This window comes from Streptomyces sp. NPDC047869 (genome assembly GCF_040704065.1).
Lineage (GTDB): Bacteria > Actinomycetota > Actinomycetes > Streptomycetales > Streptomycetaceae > Streptomyces.
In genome coordinates this window covers 16,481-36,535 of sequence record NZ_JBEYRK010000038.1, presented here as the reverse complement: position 1 = coordinate 36,535, position 20,055 = coordinate 16,481, and the positions used below count along the sequence as shown (strand labels likewise).

Below are 20,055 nucleotides of genomic sequence, written 5' to 3'. Positions count from 1 at the left end.
CCTCGTCCATCTACCTCGGCAAGGACGGCAAGTGGCACGGCCGGGTGACGGTCGGCGTCCGCGACGACGGCAAGCCCGACCGCCGTCACGTCGAGCGGAAGACCGAGGCCGAGGTGACCAGGGCCGTCCGGGAGATGGAGCGGGCGCGGGACGACAAGAAGCTCAGGAAGCCGGGGCAGAGCTGAACCCTCCAAGCCTGGCTTGAGCACTGGGTCGAGAACATCGCCAAGCCGTACGTCTCCGAGAACACGTACGACGGGTACGAGGTCGACGTGCGCGTGCACCTGGTGCCCGGCCTCGGTGCCCACAAGCTCGACCGCTTGGAGCCCGAGCACCTGGAGCGCTGCTACCGGAAGATGCAGGGGTCCGGGAGCTCCGCCGGCACCGCACACCACGTCCACCGGACGATCCGGGTCGCCCTCGGTGAGGCGGTGCGGCGGGGGCACGTCCCGACCAACGCGGCCGGAGATCGCCAAGGCGCCCCGGCTCGAAGAGGAGGACATCGAGCCGTACACGATCGAAGAGGTTCAGAGCCTGCTCGTCGAAGCGGCCAGGCTCCGTAACAGCGCGCGATGGGTCGTTGCCCTGGCACTCGGCCTGCGGCAAGGGGAAGCGCTCGGGCTGCACTGGGAGGACGTCGACCTCGACGCGGGATACGTCCGCATCCGCAAGAACCGGCTGCGCCCCAAGTACGCGCACGGCTGCGGCGCCTACCCGTGCGGCCGGAAGGCGGGCTAGCGCCCGAAGCGGGAGCAGGCCCGGCGCGAGCACAAGTCCACCAAGTCCCGAGCCGGACGGCGCACCATCGGCCTGCCTGATCCTCTGATCAAGATCCTGCGCCAGCACCGGGAGGCCCAAGAACGGGAGCGGATCGCGCCTGGCGCCGACTGGGAGGGCAAGGGGTACGTCTTCGCCTCGCCGACCGGCGGCCCGCTGAGCCCGAACACCGACTTTCACGTCTGGAAGCGCCTGCTTCGGGATGCCGGTGTCCGGAATGGCCGTCTGCACGACGCTCGCCACACCGCAGCGACCGTCCTCCTGATCCTCGGTGTCCCGGACTTCGTGATCGACTCGATCACGGGCTGGGAGCCCGGGGGAGCGGCCCGCATGCGGGCCCGGTACATGCATGTGACGGGAGTCATGCTCCGCAAGGTCGCCCAGCAGGTAGGTGACGCGCTCTGGACGCCTCCCGGCTCCGGGGAAAAACCCGATGGAGACGGAAACTGAGACGGACAACGACGAAGGGCCCCACCGCAAGCGGTGGGGCCCTTCGACATCGTGCCCGGTGAGGCACTGGCGGAGGATACGAGATTCGAACTCGTGAGGGGTTGCCCCCAACACGCTTTCCAAGCGTGCGCCCTAGGCCTCTAGGCGAATCCTCCGCCAGGAACATTACATGACCGAGGGGAGTGCTCGCGAACTCGTTCTCGCAGGCCGCCATCGGGTACTGTGGGCGCAGCCCCTCACGCGGCGCTATCTGACTGAACTCCCCCAGGGCCGGAAGGCAGCAAGGGTAGGTTGGCTCTGGCGGGTGCGTGGGGGGCGCTTGCGTTCGCGGGGCGGGGCCGGGTCCGGGCGGGAGCCTCGGGCGGGGTGGGTTGTCGGTGGGCGCCTATAACCTCGTATGCGTGTCGTCTCTCGCGCTGTACCGCCGCTATCGCCCGGAGACCTTTGGCGAGGTCATCGGGCAGGAGCATGTCACCGACCCGCTGCAGCAGGCGCTGCGGAACAACCGGGTCAATCACGCGTACCTGTTCAGCGGGCCGCGTGGCTGCGGGAAGACCACCAGCGCGCGCATCCTGGCCCGCTGCCTGAACTGTGAGCAGGGCCCCACCCCGACGCCGTGCGGCGAGTGCCAGTCGTGCCGGGACCTGGCCAGGAACGGGCCGGGGTCGATCGACGTCATCGAGATCGACGCGGCGTCCCACGGCGGTGTGGACGACGCCCGTGAGCTGCGCGAGAAGGCCTTCTTCGGGCCCGCGAGCAGCCGGTACAAGATCTACATCATCGATGAGGCCCACATGGTCTCCCCGCAGGGCTTCAACGCGCTGCTGAAGGTCGTGGAGGAGCCCCCGGAGCACCTCAAGTTCATCTTCGCCACCACCGAGCCCGAGAAGGTCATCGGGACCATCCGGTCGCGGACCCATCACTACCCCTTCCGGCTCGTCCCGCCGGGAACCCTGCGGGACTACCTGGCCGAGGTGTGCGGCCGGGAGGCCATCCCGGTCGAGGAAGGCGTGCTGCCGCTCGTCGTGCGGGCCGGCGCCGGGTCCGTACGTGACTCGATGTCCGTCATGGACCAGCTCCTCGCCGGCGCGGGAGAGCAGGGTGTGACGTATGCCACGGCCACCTCCCTGCTCGGCTACACCGAGGGGTCGCTGCTCGACTCCGTCGTCGAGGCCTTCGCCACCGGTGACGGGGCCGCCGCCTTCGAGGTCGTCGACCGGATCATCGAGGGCGGCAACGACCCGCGCCGGTTCGTCGCCGACCTGCTGGAGCGGCTGCGGGACCTGGTGATCCTGGCGGCGGTCCCGGACGCCGTCGAGAAGGGGCTCATCGACGCCCCGGCCGATGTGCTGGAGCGTATGCAGGCACAGGCCTCCACCTTCGGCGCCGCCGAGCTGAGCCGCGCCGCCGACCTCGTCAACGACGGCCTCACCGAGATGCGCGGCGCCAACTCCCCGCGCCTGCAGCTCGAACTGATCTGCGCCCGGGTGATGCTCCCCGCCGCCTACGGCGACGAGCGCTCCCTCCTGGCCCGTCTCGACCGGCTGGAGCGCGGCGTCGGCTTCTCGGGCGGCGGCGGTGCGCCCGCCATGGGGTACGTCCCCGGTCCCGACGCCCACGCCGGCATGGCCCCCGGTGGCGCGCCGGTGGCGCCCGGCGGCGGTCCCGCCGCGGCCCGCGCGGCCGTACGGGGACCGGGCGGACAGCCCGCCGGGGCCGGTGTCCCCGGTGGCTCGGGGGCCGGGGAGCCCCCGGCCCCCGCACCCGCCCCCGCTCCCGCTCCGGTGGCACCCCCCGTTCCGGCGGCTCCCGCACCCGTGGCGCAGGCCCCTGCGCCCGCCCCCGCCGCCCCCGAACCTTCGGCCCCTGCCCCTGCCCCTGCCGCTGCCCCGGCCCCCGGCGCCTGGCCGACCGCCGCCGCGGCCGGTGGCGGGCGGAGGCCCGGCGGGTGGCCCACGGCGGCCGCGACGGGCGCGCAGCAGGGTGGCGCCGCTCCGGCCCGCTCCCAGCCGCAGCGCCCGGAGCAGCCCGCTCCGGCGGCTCCCGCGGCGAGCGCCCCGGCCCCGGCGGCCCCCCAGGCCGGCGGGCCCGACCCGCGCATGCTCTGGCCCAACATCCTCGAGGCCGTCAAGAACCGCCGTCGCTTCACCTGGATCCTGCTCAGCCAGAACGCCCAGGTGGCCGGCTTCGACGGCACCACCCTCCAGGTCGGCTTCGTCAACGCCGGGGCCCGGGACAACTTCGCGAGCAGCGGCAGCGAGGACGTGCTGCGACAGGCGCTGACCGAGCAGTTCGGCGTGCAGTGGAAGATCGAGGCGGTCGTCGACCCCTCGGGCGGCTCCGCATCCCCGCCGCCCGGCGGCGCGCCGGGCTTCGGCGGAGGCGGCGGAGCCGGTGGCGCGGGCTACGGCGGCGCACCCGCCGGCGGCTACGGCGCCCCGGCCGCCCCCCGGCCCGCGGCACCCCAGCCGGGCCCGCCCGCGCCCGCCCCGCCCCAGGGCGGCGCTCCGGCCGCCCCGCCGCAGGCCGCCCCCGCTCCACAGCCGGCCCGGGCCCCCGAGCCGCCCCCCGTCGCGCCCGAGGACGACATCCCCGAGGAGGACGACCCCGACCTCGACGAGTCCGCCCTGTCCGGCCAAGGCCTGATCGTGCGGGAGCTGGGGGCGACGGTGGTGGAGGAGATCACCCACGAGTAGCGGGGCCGCCCGGACAGCGGGTCCGGCCCGCCGTTCGTAGGAACCCACAGGAAACCCGCCCGGCGGACTTCGGCAACCTTGCCATTAGGCTGAGCACCGTGAAGGTCCTCGTCATCGGCAGCGGTGCCCGCGAACACGCCCTGTGCCGCTCCCTGTCCCTCGACCCCGACATCACCGCCCTGCACTGCGCACCCGGCAACGCCGGCATCGCCGAGGTGGCCGAGCTGCACCAGGTCGACGCGCTCGACGGCAAGGCCGTGGCCGCGCTGGCCGGTGACCTCGGGGCCGACCTCGTCGTCGTGGGCCCGGAGGCCCCCCTGGTCGCCGGTGTTGCCGACGCGGTGCGCGAGGCGGGCATCCCGGTGTTCGGCCCCTCCGGAGAGGCCGCGCGGCTCGAGGGTTCCAAGGCCTTCGCCAAGGACGTGATGGCGGCGGCCGGGGTGCCGACCGCTCGGTCGTACGTCTGCACCACGGAGGCCGAGGCGGCCGAGGCCCTGGACGCCTTCGGGGCGCCCTACGTCGTCAAGGACGACGGCCTCGCCGCCGGCAAGGGCGTCGTGGTCACCTCCGACCTCGCCGCCGCCAAGGAGCACGCGGCGGCCTGCGAGAGGGTGGTCATCGAGGAGTTCCTCGACGGCCCCGAGGTGTCGCTGTTCGCCATCACCGACGGCCGGACCGTCGTACCGCTCCAGCCCGCCCAGGACTTCAAGCGCGCCCTGGACGGCGACGAGGGCCCCAACACCGGTGGCATGGGCGCCTACTCGCCGCTGCCGTGGGCGGACCCCAAGCTGGTCGAAGAGGTGCTGGAGACGGTGCTGCGGCCGACCGTGGACGAGATGCGGCGCCGGGGCACCCCGTTCTCCGGGCTGCTGTACGCCGGTCTCGCGATCACCTCGCGCGGCGTGCGCGTCATCGAGTTCAACGCCCGCTTCGGCGACCCCGAGACCCAGGTCGTGCTGGCCCGTCTGCGGACCCCGCTGGCCGGCGTGCTGCTCGCCGCCGCGAACGGGACCCTGGCCGACCTCGAGCCGCTGCGCTGGAGCGAGGACGCGGCCGTCACCGTCGTCGTCGCCTCGCACAACTACCCCGGCACCCCGCGCACCGGCGACCCCATCACCGGTCTGCACGAGGTGGCCGCCGAGGACGCCCCGCACGCCTACGTCCTGCACGCCGGGACGAAGCGGGACGGTGACGCGGTGGTCAGCGCGGGCGGGCGGGTGCTCTCGGTCACGGCGACCGGCGAGGACCTGGCCGGGGCACGCGAGCGGGCGTACCGGGCGGTGGACCGCATCAGCCTCGACGGCTCCCAGCACCGCACGGACATCGCGGCACGGGCGGCGGGCGCCTGACCGGCCCTCCCCGATCCTCCCGCACACCCCAGGCCCCGGACCCCGAATCCGGGGCCTGATCCTTGCTGCCTGTCACCCACCTCTGACCAAAGCCATTCCATCGAGTGAGCAATCCCCCATACGGCTGACTAGGGCCGGAGCCCCAACTATGGTGCGGCGCAAGCGCTCCGGCACTTGGCCCACCGGCATTGCGATGTCAGTGACGGGTGCCACAGTGGGGGAGTGAGCAACGCCAGGACAGCGCGGGATCGGCAGGGAGGGGGTGAGGTCCGATCATGACCGGAACCGGAGTTGAGGCGGGCGCGCAGGCCGCGCGCTCGTGGGCCCTGGCCGTGCTGCGCGTCCGCGGCCGGGCGCTGGGCGTGGCCCTGCTGCCCGCGGCCGTCGAGGTGGTCCTGCTGACGGGCGGAGCCACCGGCCGGCTCACCGGTCCGGGCTGGGACACCGCCCGCTGGTCCGTGGGCGTGCCGGCCGCGCTCGTACTGCTGGCCGCGGCCGGTGTCGCGCTGGTGGTGGCCCGTGCCCGGCCGGCCGTCAGTCCGACGGTCCCGGTCGCCGAGGAAACGGCCCCCGACCTGTACCGGCTGGTGCGCGACCTCGCGGACCGGCTCGACGTGCCCGCGCCCTCGGCCATAGCGCTCACCCCGGACTGCGACAGCTGGCTGGAGGACCGGGCCCACCCGGCCCACGGCCCGCCCCCGCGGCCGGCGCACGACGAAGCGGCGGGACCCGGCCCCGGACCGGGCCTCGACGGCCGGCGGCGGGACGCCACCGCCCCGGTCCTCGTCATCGGTTCCCCGTTCCTGTGGTGGATGCGCGTCGGTGAACTGCGCGCGGTCCTCGCCCCGGTGGTCGCCGGTACGGGCCCCTCCGCGCACCCGGACATAGCCGCCGCCCGCCGCTTCGTACGCGGTCTCGACGCCGCGGTGGCGGTCGCCTCGACGCCCGGCCGCTGCGCGCTGACCCGGGTCGTGTGCGCGGCCCTCGGCTGGGCCGCCCGGCTGATGCTGCGCGGTTGCCGCGAGCACGCGGCCCTGATGGAGCGCGGGGTCGCCGCGGCCGCCGCCGAGCGTGCGCAGACCGTGGACTACGGGCTGCGGATCGTCGCCCAGGAGCAGGTCGGCCTCGCCTACGCGGGCTGGGACCGGCTGCTGACCAAGGTGGCGCTGCCCGCCTGGCGCATGGGCCGCTGGCCCTCCCGGCTGGACGCGGGTGTCGTGTCCGCCCTGACCGAGCTGTCCCGGCGCGACCGCCTGGCCGAGGGCTTCGCCTCCCGCCTCGGTGAGCGCCCCGCCTGCGACCTCCTGGAGGAGCCCGGCGCGGTGGACGAGGCCGCCTCCCTGCTCGCCGCGCGCCTGTTCCACGGCGGCCCGGCCGAGACCGGCTCCGACTGGGCGCCGGTGGACTGGCAGGCGTACCCGGAGGAGGTCGTCGACCGCACCTGGCGCGCCCACGCGGCACGGCTGCACCGGGTCCTGGACTCCCTCGGCGTCCGGCCCGCGCCCACCGCTCCCGGCCAGGGCGGCCCCACGCTGGCCCGGGTCCTGGACCACCTCACGGAACACGGCCGTCCGCCCATCGGCTCCGCGTCCGGCCCCGCCGGGAGCCTGGACGGCGGCCGGGCGACGGCGCGGGAACCGGTCGCCGACGACGAGCCCCACGCCCCCTTGGACCACCCCGGCCCGGCCGTCGACCGGGCCGCCGCCGCGGACACACCCGCCGCGCAGGCGGGCACCGCCACCGCCGACGTGGACGCCGCCCCGACCGGCCGCTCCGCCCCGCCCGCCGAGCCGGCCACCGCCGCCGAGGACGACGCCCCCGCCGCCGAGGACGACGACACCGACCCCGGCACCGAGCGCGGCGCGGTCCTCGCCGCCGGACTGAGTGCCGAGCTGGCCCGGGAGGAGGCCGTGGCGCCGAAGGGCGCGACCGCCGCCGGGCTGTTTCCGGACAGCTCGCTCTGGGACGACGGTGCCCTGCCGCTGTTCCCGCTCCAGCCCCCGCGCACCGGACGCGACCTGCTAGCCGATCACGTCACGGCGATGGTCTGCTGTGCCGCCGTGGACACGGCCGGCGCGGCCCCCGCCCTCGACTGGCTGGACGGCCCCTCCCTGCTGCTGGACGGCGAGCGGGCCGCCGACCTCGGGCCCAAGGTGCTGCGCCTGATCGAGGAGGGCGACCCCGGCCCGCTGCGCGACTGGCTGAGCGTGTCCGGGATACGCCCGGAGAAGCCGGTGCGGCTCGTCTGACCCCCCGCCCGGCGCCGCTCGGCACTTCGCCGGGCGCCCTACCGGAACCGGCGCTGTAACGGAGGGTGGACTTCCAGTTCAGGTCAATTCGCAACGAACAGTGACCAGATCCGTGCGTTATGTGATGTGCTGGGACCGACCGCGCACATGGCAGAGGCATGCGACATACGACAGCACGACCGAGCAGCACGCACCACGCTGGCAACGGGGGCATGAGGGAGGGGAGCGTCCATGGCCTCGGACCACATCCGCCGCTGGGAGTCCGGAGCGCTCGCGCACGCCGTCACGGACCCCTTCGGCCTCGGGCCGGTTCCCTGGCTGCGCGGCAGTGAGACGTACTTCGACGACACCGGGCACGTCGTGCCCTGGTACGTCGACCCGAGCCCGCAGCAGCCCGCCGGCGAGCGGCCGCGCGTCCCCGCGCCGCGCACGGCCGGGCCGGGCCCCCGCTCGGCCGACGACGTGCACCGCCAGATCAAGGGCTTCACCTCCACCGGGGCGGTCGCGCCCGGCGAGGCGATCGACTTCCACATCACGGTCGACCCGCCGCAGCAGTTCGGCGTCGACATCTACCGGATCGGTCACTACGGCGGCGACGGCGCCTCGAAGATCACCACGAGCCCCCGGCTCTCCGGCATCGTCCAGTCCCCGCCGCTGGCCGCCGACCGGACGGTGTCCTGCCACCACTGGTGGCTCTCCTGGCGCCTCCAGGTGCCCTCGCACTGGACCGTCGGCGCCTACGTGGCCGTCCTCACCACCGCCGACGGCTACCGCTCCCACGTGCCCTTCACGGTCCGCGACAACCACCCGGCCGACCTGCTCCTGCTGCTGCCCGACATCACCTGGCAGGCGTACAACCTCTATCCGGAGGACGGCCGTACCGGCGCCAGCCTGTACCACGCCTGGGACGAGAAGGGCTGTCTGCTCGGTGAGGCGGACGCGGCCACCACGGTCTCCTTCGACCGCCCGTACGCGGGGGCCGGACTGCCCCTGCACGTCGGCCACGCCTACGACTTCATCCGCTGGGCCGAGCGCTACGGCTACGACCTCGCCTACGCCGACGCCCGCGACCTGCACGCCGGCCGTGTCGACCCCACCCGGTACCGGGGGCTGGTCTTCCCCGGCCACGACGAGTACTGGTCGGTGCCGATGCGCCGGGCCGTGGAGAACGCCCGCGATCACGGCACCTCCCTAGTCTTCCTGTCCGCGAACACCATGTACTGGCAGGTGGAGCTGGGCCCGTCGGCGTCCGGCGTCCCCGACCGGCTGCTGACCTGCCGCAAGCGCAAGGGCCCCGGAAAGCCGGTGCTGTGGCGCGAGGTCGACCGGCCCGAGCAGCAGCTCGTCGGCATCCAGTACGCGGGCCGCGTCCCCGAGCCGCACCCGCTCATCGTCCGCAACGCGGGCCACTGGCTCTGGGACGCGACCGGGGCGCACGAGGGCGACGAGATCGAGGGCCTGGTGGCGGGCGAGGCGGACCGTTACTTCCCGCGCACCCCACTGCCCGAGCACGACGAGCGCATCCTGCTCGCCCACTCCCCCTACACCGACGGCGACGGCGTACAGCGGCACCAGGAGACCTCCCTCTACCGGGCCCCCTCCGGCGCCTGGGTGTTCGCCTCCGGCACCTTCGCCTGGTCGCCGTCCCTGGACCGCCCCGGCCATGTGGACCCCCGCATCCAGCGGGCCACGGCGAACCTGCTGGACCGCATCTGCAAACGGGACTGACCCTGGGCGCACCCCGATCACCCGCATACGGGAGAATCGAGGCACTTGGACAGAACCACGGGGAGGAACCGTGTCCGGATTCGTAGAAAAGCCCGAGCCGATTCAGGTTCCGGGCCTGGTGCACCTGCACACCGGCAAGGTGCGCGAGCTGTACCAGAACGAGGCGGGCGACCTCGTGATGGTCGCCAGCGACCGCATGTCCGCCTACGACTGGGTGCTGCCCACGGAGATCCCCGACAAGGGCCGTGTCCTCACCCGGCTCTCCCTGTGGTGGTTCGACCAGTTGCGTGACCTGGCGCCGAACCATGTGATCAGCACCGAGCTCCCCGAGCACGCCCCCGCCGACTGGGCGGGACGCACGCTGGTCTGCAAGTCCCTGCGGATGGTCCCGGTCGAGTGCGTGGCCCGCGGCTACCTCACCGGCTCGGGCCTCGCCGAGTACGACCAGTCCCGCACCGTCTGCGGGCTGGCCCTGCCCGAGGGCCTGGTGGATGGCTCGGAGCTGCCCGCCCCGATCTTCACCCCGGCCACCAAGGCCGAGGTCGGCGAGCACGACGAGAACGTCTCCTACGAGGAGGTCGCCCGGCAGGTCGGCGCGGACACCGCCGCCCAGCTCCGGCAGGCCACGCTCGCCGTGTACTCCCGCGCCCGGGACATCGCCCGCGACCGCGGAATCATCCTGGCCGACACCAAGTTCGAGTTCGGCTTCGACGGCGACACCCTGGTCCTCGCCGACGAGGTGCTCACCCCGGACTCCTCCCGCTTCTGGCCGGCCGACCAGTGGCAGCCCGGCCGCGCGCAGCCGTCGTACGACAAGCAGTACATCCGGGACTGGCTGACCTCCGCCGAGTCCGGCTGGGACCGCCGGAGCGAGCAGCCTCCGCCGGCGTTGCCCCAGCGGGTGGTCGACGCGACCCGGCAGAAGTACGTGGACGCGTACGAGCGGCTGACCGGCACCGCCTGGTCCTGACGCCCTGGCCCCCGGAGAAGCTCCGGGGGCATGCGAAAAGCCCCCGGCCGGAACCGGGGGCTTCTCCATGGAGCGGACGACGAGGCTCGAACTCGCGACCTCAACCTTGGCAAGGTTGCGCTCTACCAACTGAGCTACGTCCGCACTGCGCCGTGGCGCGAGAGCAACTATACCCAACCTCGTGGGTGCGCGGGACGCACTGCCGCACGGCGGTCCCGGCACCGGACCGCGTCGCGTCCGGGGAAGGCCGGTCCCGGACGACCGGAGAGTCTCCGGCGGGGGCCAACTCCACGTCGGCGCAGTGCTTTCCGGGGTGCGTGATGCGGATGGTGCCCGTGAGCCCTCGCGCACCGTCGACGCCCGGCACCGGCCGTGCGGATGTGGCGACCCTCACATGTCCGGTGCCCGCGGAGAGCGTTCGGGAAGGGCCGGGCGCACGAAAAAGCCCCGGTCCAGAAGACCGGGGCTTTTTTCCCGAGCGGACGACGAGGCTCGAACTCGCGACCTCAACCTTGGCAAGGTTGCGCTCTACCAACTGAGCTACGTCCGCACTGCTCCCGACCGGCTCCCACCGATCGGTGCGAGCACCAGCCTACCTGATCCACAAGAGTGGTCGGTGTGACCGGTGCCAGAGCGGGTGACAGGAATTGCACACTGCGCCTTCCCCCTGGAAGGGGGATGTTCTACTACTGAACTACACCCGCACGATCCTCGGGATCCGGCCCTTCGGCCTCGCCCCTCGGCGTGTCCCAGACATTAGCTGATCAGCAGGGGGGTAGCGCAAGTCGGCTCCCGGCGCGGCCAAGTGCACGGCCCTCAGGGTCCGCTGACGGACCCTGAGGGCTCGCCCCTTCGCGGGTCCTCACTGCGCGGCGCTGAACGCCTCGTAGACCTTCTTCGGGATGCGCCCGCGCGCCGGCACGTCCATCTTGTTCGCCTGGGCCCAGGCACGGACGGCAGCCGGGTCGGGGGCGACCTCCGTCTGCTTGTACGCCTTGCCGGAACGCGAGCGCTTGCGGCCCGCCTCCACGTAGGGCGCGAGCGCTTTGCGCAGTTCTCCGGCGTTGGTTTCGTTCAGGTCGATCTCGTACGACTTGCCGTCGAGTCCGAAGGCGATCGTCTCCGCCGCTTCCGAGCCGTCGATGTCGTCAAAGAGAGTGACCACGACCTTTTGCGCCACGAATATCGGTCCCTTCGTGCGGCACGTCGATACAGCTCATCCGGCGATGACGTGCCGAGTATCGGCTATTGCCAATTCATTTGTACAGTGCCCGGCAATGCAAAGTGAAGCCCGACTAAATCCGCCCGCGTGTCCCCCGTGCAATAGATGTCGTGGGCGGGTCTGTGGAACTTTTCCAGAACTTTTCGCGAGGGGGCGCGCCTGTCACCCGATCGTGATGCGGCTCACGTAGTTTCCTACAACTCTACCCGCGTAGAAATTTTGTGCGGGTAGTCTGAAGGAACCTGCTCAGCACCACACACCGGGAGTGCCAGTGGCACGCGTCGTAGTCGACGTCATGCTCAAGCCGGAGATCCTCGACCCCCAGGGCCAGGCGGTCCAGCGTGCGCTGCCGCGCCTGGGTTTCGAAGGGATCTCGGACGTCCGTCAGGGAAAGCGTTTCGAACTGGAAGTTGACGGGCCGGTCGACGAGGCCGTGCTCGCCCGCATCCACGATCTTGCGGAATCCTTCCTCGCCAACACGGTGATCGAGGACTTCATCGTCAAGGTGGAAGAGGGTGCGGAAGTCGCGGAGGCGGCCAAGTGACCGCTCGTATTGGCGTCGTCACTTTCCCGGGAAGTCTTGACGACCGGGACACCCAGCGCGCGATCCGCCTCGCGGGTGCCGAACCGGTCGCGCTGTGGCACAAGGACAAGGACCTCAAGCAGGTCGACGCCGTTGTGCTGCCCGGCGGTTTCTCCTACGGCGACTATCTGCGGGCCGGCGCCATCTCCCGCTTCTCGCCGGTGATGGAGACGGTCATCGAGCAGGCGAAGGCCGGACTTCCGGTCCTCGGCATCTGCAACGGCTTCCAGGTCCTCACCGAGGCCCACCTCCTGCCGGGCGGCATGCTGGGCAACGACCACCTCCACTTCATCTGCCGCGACCAGAAGCTGCGGGTGGAGAACGCGGAGACCTCGTGGACCGGCGACTACCGCCAGGGCCAGGAGATCCACATCCCGCTGAAGAACATGGACGGCCGGTACGTCGCCGACCGGTACACGCTCGACAAGCTGGAGGCGGAGGGCCGGGTCGCGTTCCGGTACCTGGACTTCAACCCCAACGGCTCGCTCAACGACATCGCCGGCATCACCAACGAGGCCGGGAACGTCGTCGGCCTCATGCCGCACCCCGAGCACGCCGTCGAGCCGCTGATCGGTTCGGGCCGCACCGACGGCCTTCCCTTCTTCACCTCGATCCTCAAGAAGCTGGTCAACGCATGAGCCGGACGCCTCTGGACACGGTCGAGCACGCGGCCGCGACCCCCGACGTCGAGCTGCCCTGGGCCGAACTCGGCCTGAAGAAGGACGAGTACGAGCGCGTGGTGGAGATCCTCGGCCGCCGCCCGACCGGCGCCGAACTCGCCATGTACTCGGTCATGTGGTCCGAGCACTGCTCGTACAAGTCCTCCAAGGTCCACCTGCGCCAGTTCGGCGAGAAGGCCCCCCAGTCGGACGCGCTGCTCGTCGGCATCGGCGAGAACGCCGGTGTGGTGGACGTCGGCCAGGGATACGCGGTCACCTTCAAGGTCGAGTCGCACAACCACCCGTCGTACGTCGAGCCCTACCAGGGCGCGGCCACGGGTGTCGGCGGCATCGTCCGCGACATCATCGCGATGGGCGCGCGCCCGGTGGCCGTGGTCGACCCGCTGCGCTTCGGCGCGGCCGACCACCCCGACACCAAGCGCGTGCTGCCCGGCGTCGTCGCCGGCATCGGCGGCTACGGCAACTGCCTGGGCCTGCCCAACATCGGCGGCGAGGTCGTCTTCGACGCCTGCTACCAGGGCAACCCGCTGGTCAACGCCGGCGCCATCGGTGTGATGCGGCACGAGGACATTCACCTCGCCAAGGCCTCCGGCGCGGGCAACAAGGTCATCCTGTACGGCGCCCGTACCGGCGGCGACGGCATCGGCGGCGCGTCCATCCTCGCCTCCGAGACCTTCGACGACGCCAAGCCGTCGAAGCGGCCCGCCGTCCAGGTCGGCGACCCCTTCCAGGAGAAGCTCCTCATCGAGTGCACCCTGGAGGCGTTCAAGGAGAAGCTGGTCGTCGGCATCCAGGACCTCGGCGCGGCCGGCCTGTCCTGTGCCACGTCCGAGCTCGCCTCCAACGGCTCCGGCGGCATGCGCGTCACCCTGGACGACGTACCGCTGCGCGACTCCACGCTCTCGCCCGAGGAGATCCTCATGAGCGAGTCGCAGGAACGCATGTGCGCGGTGGTCGAGCCGGAGAAGGTCGACCGGTTCCTCGAGATCTGCGACAAGTGGGACGTCATCGCCACCGTCATCGGCGAGGTCACCGACGGCGACCGGCTGGAGATCTTCTGGCACGGCGGCAAGATCGTCGACGTCGACCCGCGCACGGTCGCCCACGAGGGTCCGACCTACGAGCGCCCCTACGCCCGCCCGTCCTGGCAGGACGAGCTCCAGGCGGACGACGCGAACAAGCTGCCGCGGCCGGCGACGGGCGAGGAGCTGAAGGACCAGGTCCTGAAGCTGGTGTCCTCCCCCAACCAGGCCTCCAAGAAGTGGATCACCTCGCAGTACGACCACTTCGTGCAGGGCAACACCGTCCTCGCCCAGCCCGAGGACTCCGGCATGATCCGCATCGACGAGGAGACCGGCCTCGGCGTCGCCATCGCGACGGACGGCAACGGCCGGTACGCCAAGCTGGACCCGTACACGGGCGCCCAGCTCGCCCTCGCCGAGGCCTACCGCAACGTGGCGACGACCGGCGCCAGGCCGCTCGCCGTCTCCGACTGCCTGAACTTCGGCTCGCCCGAGGACCCGGCGGTGATGTGGCAGTTCGCGGAGGCCATCCGCGGGCTCGCGGACGGCTGCCTCCAGCTCGGCACGCCGGTGACCGGCGGCAACGTCTCGCTCTACAACCAGACCGGTGAGGCGGCCATCCACCCGACGCCGGTGGTCGCCGTCCTCGGCGTCATCGACGACGTGGCCCGCCGCACCCCGGTCGCCTTCCAGGAGGACGGCCAGCTCCTGTACCTCCTCGGCGACACGCGTGAGGAGTTCGGCGGCTCGGCCTGGTCCCAGGTGGTCCACGACCACCTCGGCGGCCTGCCCCCGAAGGTCGACCTGGAGCGCGAGCGGCTGCTGGCCGAGATCCTGATCTCCGCCTCCCGCGACGGCATGGTCGACTCCGCGCACGACCTGTCCGACGGCGGTCTGGTCCAGGCGGTCGTGGAGTCGGCGCTGCTCGGCGGCAAGGGCGCCCGGCTGGTCGTCCCGGACGGCCTGGACGCCTTCACCTTCCTGTTCTCGGAGTCGGCCGGCCGCGCCGTCGTCGCCGTGCCGCGCTCGGAGGAGGTCCGCTTCAACGACATGTGCGGCGCACGCGGCCTGCCGGCCACCCGCATCGGTGTCGTGGACGGCGACTCCGTCGAGGTCCAGGGCGAGTTCGCGCTCTCCCTCACCGAACTGCGCGAGGCCCACGAGGCGACGATCCCGGCCCTGCTGGCGTAACCCTCACCCGCGCACCGCGCACACAGGCCCCGTCCCGCGTCCCGGACGGGGCCTCGTGCGTCCACCGGTGCCGAGCCCGCCGGGCCGCCCTCCGCGCACTGCCCCACGCCGGCGAGGGCGCGGCCCGCCGTGACCGCCCGGCTGCGGCGGCCACCGCCCTGTCCGAGCCCGCCCGTCCGGCACAGCGGCCCCGCACGGGGCCGGCTGTCCCCGGGCAGTGGCCGGGAGCGGGCAGAGCGGCATCACCGCGGCCACCGCGCCGGAACACCGTGTCCACCGCGGAGACGCACAGCGCCACGCCCCACGCGCGGCCGTCGCGGCGCGCCGAGGGCGAGGGCCCCGACCGGGCCGCCGCCCACGCCCCGGACGCGCCCGGCCGCCCCACCCCGCCGTGGCGAGCCGGGCACGGGGAAACCGGCTGATCCCGGGCCCCCGCGCGGCATAGGGTCACTGCCATGTCTCCGGCCAAGAGGCGCGCCCGCGCCTACGACCCCGCCAGAACCCGTGCCGCGGTCCTCGCCCAGCTCGGCAACGTACGGGAGGCCGTCCGGGGCCTCGGCCCCGAGCAGCTCGCCCTGCCCACCCGGCTCGGCACCTGGACCGTGCGGGAACTGGTCGCGCACATCGGCATGGCCGTCACCGCGGTCCAGCGGTCCGCGGAGCTGCCGGCCCCGCCGAAACAGGACGTCCCGGTGGCCGAGTGGCCCTTCGCCACCACCGCGAACTCCGCCGCGATCGACGAGTTCACCCGTGGCCTGGTCACCGAGCGGCCCGACCTGGACGCCTACCTCGCCGAGGCCGACGCAGGCCTGCGCGCCCTGCTAGACGCCCACCCCGGCGGCCGGCTCCTGCGGACCAACGCGGGCGCCCTCCCGCTGGACGACTACCTCGTCACCCGCGCCGTCGAACTCGTCGTGCACACCGACGACCTGAACGCCGCCGTGCCCGGCCTGGAGGTGCCCCACGACCGCCAGGCGCTGGCCGCGGCCACCCGGCTCCTCGCCGACGCCCTCGCCGTGAAGGCGCCCGGCGCCTCCACCGAGGTGCGGGTGCCGCCGTACGCCGTGGTGCAGTGCGTCGAGGGGCCCCGGCACACCCGGGGCACCCCGCCCAGCGTCGTGGAGACCGACCCGCTGACCTGGATCCGGCTGGCCACCGGCCGGCTGGACTTCGCGGCCGCCGTGGCCGAGGCGCTGGTCAGCGCCAGCGGAGAGCGGGCCGACATCGGGGAACTGCTGCCGCTCATGGCATGACGGAACCGGCGGCCGGGGCGCCGCGTCGAATCCGTATGAACCGGTACAAGCAGCGCATGTCCCTGACGGCGGCCGCCGTGCTCGTCCCGCTCACGGTGGCCTGTGGCAGCACCCCCGCCGGGCAGGCGAACAGCGGCTCGGCGGGCGCGCGGCAGCCCGTGACCGGCGTCGACTGGCGGGTCGACGGCCTCACCGCCGACGGCACCACCCTGCGGGCGCCCGCCACCGCGCGCCTGCGGATCGGCACCGACGGACAGGCGGGCGGCAACCTCGGCTGCAACGGCTTCGGCGCCCGGGCCACCGTGCACGGCGACCGGATCACGTTCGGCGACATCCGGTCCACCAAGATGGCCTGCGACGAGGACCGCATGACCTTCGAGCGCGCCTTCGCCCGTTTCCTCACCACCGGCACGATCACCGCCAGGACCGCCGACGGGAAGCTGACGCTCACCGACGGCGACGGCGACCGGCTGCACCTCAGCCGCGGCGCACCCGAATGATGTGCGACACCTCACTCACGAACCTCGCCGACGGCCTTGGACCACTGCTCGGGGGAGCGGGCCCACACCCGATTCCGGCCCCGCATCACCCAGCTGACCTGCGAAGAGCGACAAACCACCAAGGTGATCGGCGAACGCCGCTCCGAGGCCGCCGCGCATCCCCAATTCGGACCAGTGGTCGACCTCGCCTACACTCGGAGCCGTGCCACGTGGTGACGGTCGACTCAATCACGATCTGCTTCCCGGCGAGAAGGGCCCCCAGGACGCTTGCGGCGTCTTCGGTGTCTGGGCTCCGGGTGAAGAGGTCGCAAAGCTCACGTACTTCGGGCTCTACGCCCTCCAGCACCGGGGTCAGGAATCCGCGGGAATCGCGGTCAGCAACGGCTCCCAGATCCTCGTCTTCAAGGACATGGGCCTGGTCTCCCAGGTCTTCGACGAGACCTCGCTCGGTTCGCTCCAGGGTCACATCGCGGTCGGACACGCCCGCTACTCGACCACCGGCGCATCCGTGTGGGAGAACGCCCAGCCGACGTTCCGTGCCACCGCGCACGGCTCCATCGCGCTCGGCCACAACGGCAACCTGGTCAACACGGCGCAGCTCGCCGAGATGGTCGCCGACCTGCCCAAGGACAACAACGGCCGCTCCACCCGGGTCGCGGCCACCAACGACACCGACCTGCTGACGGCCCTCCTGGCCGCCCAGGTCGACGAGGACGGCAAGCCGCTGACCATCGAGGAGGCCGCCCACGCGGTCCTCCCACGGGTCAAGGGCGCCTTCAGCCTCGTCTTCATGGACGAGCACACCCTCTACGCCGCCCGTGACCCGCAGGGCATCCGCCCGCTGGTCCTCGGCCGGCTGGAGCGCGGCTGGGTGGTCGCCTCCGAGTCCGCCGCCCTCGACATCTGCGGCGCCAGCTTCGTGCGCGAGATCGAGCCGGGCGAGTTCGTCGCCATCGACGAGAACGGCCTGCGCACCTCCCGGTTCGCGGAAGCGAAGCCCAAGGGCTGTGTCTTCGAGTACGTGTACCTGGCCCGCCCGGACACCGACATCGCCGGCCGGAACGTGTACCTCTCCCGCGTGGAGATGGGCCGCCGCCTCGCCAAGGAGGCCCCGGCCGAGGCCGACCTGGTCATAGCGACCCCGGAGTCGGGCACGCCGGCCGCCATCGGCTACGCGGAGGCCTCCGGCATCCCGTTCGGCGCCGGCCTGGTGAAGAACGCCTACGTCGGCCGGACCTTCATCCAGCCCTCGCAGACCATCCGCCAGCTCGGCATCCGCCTGAAGCTGAATCCCCTGAAGGAAGTCATCAAGGGCAAGCGGCTGGTCGTCGTCGACGACTCGATCGTGCGCGGCAACACCCAGCGGGCCCTGGTCCGCATGCTGCGCGAGGCGGGTGCGGCCGAGGTCCACATCCGGATCTCCTCCCCGCCCGTGAAGTGGCCCTGCTTCTTCGGCATCGACTTCGCCACGCGCGCGGAGCTGATCGCCAACGGGATGACCATCGACGAGATCGGCACCTCGCTCGGCGCCGACTCGCTGGCGTACATCTCCATCGACGGCATGATCGAGGCGACCACGATCGCCAAGCCGAACCTGTGCCGCGCCTGCTTCGACGGCGAGTACCCGATGGACCTGCCGGACCCCGAGCTGCTCGGCAAGCAGCTGCTGGAGACCGAGCTCGCGGCCGGCCCGGCCGCCACGGCCGCCTCCGACGCGATCCGGCGCCCGTAACACCCCTGCAGTACGACACGAAAGCTCTCACAGTCATGTCTGAGACAACTGGTGCCAGCTACGCAGCGGCGGGCGTCGACATCGAGGCGGGCGACCGCGCCGTGGAACTCATGAAGGAGTGGGTGAAGAAGACCCGGCGCCCCGAGGTGCTGGGCGGCATCGGCGGCTTCGCCGGACTCTTCGACGCCTCCGCCCTCAAGCGCTACGAGCGCCCGCTGCTCGCCTCCGCCACCGACGGCGTCGGCACGAAGGTCGACATCGCGCGCCGGCTGGGCGTCTACGACACCATCGGCCACGACCTGGTCGCCATGGTCATGGACGACATCGTGGTGTGCGGTGCCGAGCCGCTGTTCATGACGGACTACATCTGCGTGGGCAAGGTCCACCCCGAGCGCGTCGCGGCCATCGTCAAGGGCATCGCGGAGGGCTGTGTACTGGCCGGCTGCGCCCTGGTGGGCGGCGAGACGGCGGAGCACCCGGGCCTGCTGGGCGAGGACGACTTCGACGTCGCCGGCGCCGGAACCGGCGTCGTGGAGGCGGACCGGCTGCTGGGCCCGGATCGTATCCGCAAGGGTGACACCGTGATCGCCATGGCGTCCTCCGGGCTTCACTCCAACGGGTACTCCCTGGTCCGCCATGTGCTGCTGGACCGTGCCGGCCTGGCTCTCGAGTCCGAGGTGGCCGAACTAGGCCGCACCCTCGGCGAGGAACTGCTGGAGCCGACCAAGATCTACTCGCTGGACTGCCTGGCGCTGACCCGCACCACCGAGGTGCACGCGTACAGCCACGTCACCGGCGGCGGGCTCGCGGCCAACCTGGCCCGGGTCGTCCCCGACGCGCTGCACGCCGTGGTCGACCGCTCCAGCTGGACCCCGGGCGCGGTGTTCGACCTCGTCGGCAGGACCGGTGACGTCGAGCGCCTGGAGCTGGAGAAGACGCTGAACATGGGCGTCGGCATGATCGCGATCGTCCCCGAGGAGTCCACGGACGTGGCCCTCGCGACCCTGGCCGACCGCGGGGTCGACGCATGGGTCGCGGGTGAGATCACCGACCGCGGCGACAAGGAGACCGGCGCCGAGCTGGTCGGGGACTACGCGGTCTGAACCCGTGGACAGCACAGAAGCCGGTCGGTGGCTGTGCCACCGACCGGATACGTGCTCAGTGCAAGGTCAAGCGCCGCGACGATGTTGTGAGGGACCCTCGTCCTCGTCCTCGTCGTCCTCATAGAGGTCGGCGTAGCGCGAGTACAGGTCGTCGTCTTCGTCCTCATCGTCCTCGAACGGCTCGCCGTTCGGCGGCTGGCTCGAAGTTGATGCGCCCAGTTCATTGGCCAGACGTGACAGGTCAGTCCCACCGCTGTTGTACTTCAGCTGGCGGGCGACCTTCGTCTGCTTGGCCTTGGCCCGGCCGCGCCCCATGGCTCGACCCCCTCGGTGACGGGGCTCGACGGCCCCAGAGTCTGACACGCGTTCATGATCGGAACGGGCCCTCCGTGGAGAGGCCGGTCCGTAGGGCTTCCACGGTACCTGAGCCCGCGCCCATACGGTACGTCGCCCGCAGCACGCGCGTGTGCACAGGACCCTCGAGGTGCCCCGTCCTCGCTGGTCAATGGCGATTTTAACCACTTATCGGGGTACGACCCGCCGACGGAAG

Annotated in this window: 14 protein-coding genes, 4 tRNA genes, 1 other RNA gene and 1 pseudogene; 14 read left to right on the top strand and 6 right to left on the bottom strand. The window is 72.3% G+C overall.

All coding sequences use genetic code 11. From position 1 onward, the window contains the following. The first annotated feature begins 8 nt into the window (after nt 1–8). Nucleotides 9–1,227, top strand: a pseudogene (locus tag AB0924_RS33580) (tyrosine-type recombinase/integrase). Between the two features lie 67 nt (nt 1,228–1,294). On the opposite strand, the gene AB0924_RS33575 reads toward AB0924_RS33580, so the two are convergent. Continuing rightward, nucleotides 1,295–1,382 (bottom strand) — tRNA-Ser (locus AB0924_RS33575). 72 nt (nt 1,383–1,454) lie between these two features. Between AB0924_RS33575 and ffs the strand changes: the two genes are divergently transcribed. From ffs to AB0924_RS33545, 6 genes are all read left to right on the top strand, one after another. Next, nucleotides 1,455–1,553, top strand: an RNA gene (ffs, locus tag AB0924_RS33570) — signal recognition particle sRNA small type. A 75-nt stretch (nt 1,554–1,628) separates the two neighbouring features. Next, entirely contained in the window at nt 1,629–3,923 is a 2,295-nt protein-coding gene (locus AB0924_RS33565; protein ID WP_366913487.1) for a DNA polymerase III subunit gamma and tau, read from the top strand. Nucleotides 3,924–4,021: 98 nt separating this feature from the next. Then, nucleotides 4,022–5,272, top strand: coding sequence for a phosphoribosylamine--glycine ligase (gene purD / locus AB0924_RS33560; protein ID WP_366913486.1), 1,251 nt, complete (start codon nt 4,022–4,024; stop codon nt 5,270–5,272). Between the two features lie 275 nt (nt 5,273–5,547). Continuing rightward, nucleotides 5,548–7,521, top strand: coding sequence for a hypothetical protein (locus tag AB0924_RS33555; RefSeq protein ID WP_366913485.1), 1,974 nt, complete (start codon nt 5,548–5,550; stop codon nt 7,519–7,521). A 231-nt stretch (nt 7,522–7,752) separates the two neighbouring features. Beyond that, nucleotides 7,753–9,249: a N,N-dimethylformamidase beta subunit family domain-containing protein gene (locus AB0924_RS33550; RefSeq protein ID WP_358939499.1), complete on the top strand. Its 1,497-nt coding sequence runs from the start codon at nt 7,753–7,755 to the stop codon at nt 9,247–9,249. 70 nt (nt 9,250–9,319) lie between these two features. Then, nucleotides 9,320–10,219 carry a phosphoribosylaminoimidazolesuccinocarboxamide synthase gene (locus AB0924_RS33545; protein WP_366913484.1) on the top strand — a complete coding sequence of 300 codons (900 nt, stop codon included), beginning with the start codon at nt 9,320–9,322 and terminating at the stop codon, nt 10,217–10,219. A 68-nt stretch (nt 10,220–10,287) separates the two neighbouring features. On the opposite strand, the gene AB0924_RS33540 is transcribed toward AB0924_RS33545, so the two are convergent. The 4 genes from AB0924_RS33540 to AB0924_RS33525 all read right to left on the bottom strand — a co-directional run bounded on the left by AB0924_RS33540 (nt 10,288) and on the right by AB0924_RS33525 (nt 11,399). Then, nucleotides 10,288–10,363, bottom strand: a tRNA-Gly gene (locus tag AB0924_RS33540). Nucleotides 10,364–10,696: 333 nt separating this feature from the next. Continuing rightward, nucleotides 10,697–10,769: transfer RNA gene (locus AB0924_RS33535), tRNA-Gly, on the bottom strand. Between the two features lie 82 nt (nt 10,770–10,851). After that, nucleotides 10,852–10,923, bottom strand: a tRNA-Gly gene (locus tag AB0924_RS33530). 158 nt (nt 10,924–11,081) lie between these two features. Further along, nucleotides 11,082–11,399, bottom strand: a complete 318-nt coding sequence (locus AB0924_RS33525) for an Lsr2 family protein (protein WP_250404435.1) — start codon at nt 11,397–11,399, stop codon at nt 11,082–11,084. Nucleotides 11,400–11,712: 313 nt separating this feature from the next. Here AB0924_RS33525 and purS point away from each other — a divergent pair, with 313 nt between their 5' ends. From purS to purM, 7 genes are all read left to right on the top strand, one after another. Next, nucleotides 11,713–11,985 carry a phosphoribosylformylglycinamidine synthase subunit PurS gene (gene purS, locus AB0924_RS33520; protein WP_250404436.1) on the top strand — a complete coding sequence of 91 codons (273 nt, stop codon included), beginning with the start codon at nt 11,713–11,715 and terminating at the stop codon, nt 11,983–11,985. After that, on the top strand, nt 11,982–12,662 hold the full coding sequence (gene purQ / locus AB0924_RS33515) for a phosphoribosylformylglycinamidine synthase subunit PurQ (RefSeq protein WP_358939494.1): 681 nt from the start codon (nt 11,982–11,984) through the stop codon (nt 12,660–12,662). The genes purS and purQ overlap by 4 nt, the downstream gene beginning before the upstream one ends. Beyond that, complete coding sequence (purL, locus tag AB0924_RS33510; RefSeq protein WP_358939491.1) at nt 12,659–14,917, top strand: phosphoribosylformylglycinamidine synthase subunit PurL; 2,259 nt, start codon at nt 12,659–12,661, stop codon at nt 14,915–14,917. The genes purQ and purL overlap by 4 nt, the downstream gene beginning before the upstream one ends. 455 nt (nt 14,918–15,372) lie before the next feature. Continuing rightward, nucleotides 15,373–16,170: a sterol carrier family protein gene (locus AB0924_RS33505; protein ID WP_358939489.1), complete on the top strand. Its 798-nt coding sequence runs from the start codon at nt 15,373–15,375 to the stop codon at nt 16,168–16,170. Between the two features lie 56 nt (nt 16,171–16,226). Further along, the gene (locus AB0924_RS33500) at nt 16,227–16,670 is read left to right on the top strand and encodes an META domain-containing protein (RefSeq protein ID WP_366913483.1); all 444 of its coding nucleotides are present in this window, start codon (nt 16,227–16,229) and stop codon (nt 16,668–16,670) included. 202 nt (nt 16,671–16,872) lie between these two features. Next, the gene (gene purF, locus AB0924_RS33495; RefSeq protein ID WP_358939485.1) at nt 16,873–18,402 is read left to right on the top strand and encodes an amidophosphoribosyltransferase; all 1,530 of its coding nucleotides are present in this window, start codon (nt 16,873–16,875) and stop codon (nt 18,400–18,402) included. Nucleotides 18,403–18,437: 35 nt separating this feature from the next. Continuing rightward, nucleotides 18,438–19,505, top strand: coding sequence for a phosphoribosylformylglycinamidine cyclo-ligase (gene purM / locus AB0924_RS33490; RefSeq protein ID WP_366913482.1), 1,068 nt, complete (start codon nt 18,438–18,440; stop codon nt 19,503–19,505). Nucleotides 19,506–19,571: 66 nt separating this feature from the next. Here the strand turns inward: purM and AB0924_RS33485 are convergent, their stop codons facing one another. Then, the gene (locus AB0924_RS33485; protein ID WP_199211120.1) at nt 19,572–19,820 is read right to left on the bottom strand and encodes a DUF3073 family protein; all 249 of its coding nucleotides are present in this window, start codon (nt 19,818–19,820) and stop codon (nt 19,572–19,574) included. Between the last annotated feature and the right edge of the window lie 235 nt (nt 19,821–20,055).

Excerpts from the sequence above, each read along its gene's own strand:
- AB0924_RS33500 (WP_366913483.1), top strand. The coding sequence starts at position 16,227 with ATGTCCCTGACGGCGGCCGCCGTGCTCGTCCCGCTCACGGTGGCCTGT.
- AB0924_RS33485 (WP_199211120.1), bottom strand. The coding sequence starts at position 19,820 with ATGGGGCGCGGCCGGGCCAAGGCCAAGCAGACGAAGGTCGCCCGCCAG.
- AB0924_RS33550 (WP_358939499.1), top strand. The coding sequence starts at position 7,753 with ATGGCCTCGGACCACATCCGCCGCTGGGAGTCCGGAGCGCTCGCGCAC.
- purM (WP_366913482.1), top strand. The coding sequence starts at position 18,438 with ATGTCTGAGACAACTGGTGCCAGCTACGCAGCGGCGGGCGTCGACATC.
- AB0924_RS33555 (WP_366913485.1), top strand. The coding sequence starts at position 5,548 with ATGACCGGAACCGGAGTTGAGGCGGGCGCGCAGGCCGCGCGCTCGTGG.
- purL (WP_358939491.1), top strand. The coding sequence starts at position 12,659 with ATGAGCCGGACGCCTCTGGACACGGTCGAGCACGCGGCCGCGACCCCC.
- AB0924_RS33505 (WP_358939489.1), top strand. The coding sequence starts at position 15,373 with ATGTCTCCGGCCAAGAGGCGCGCCCGCGCCTACGACCCCGCCAGAACC.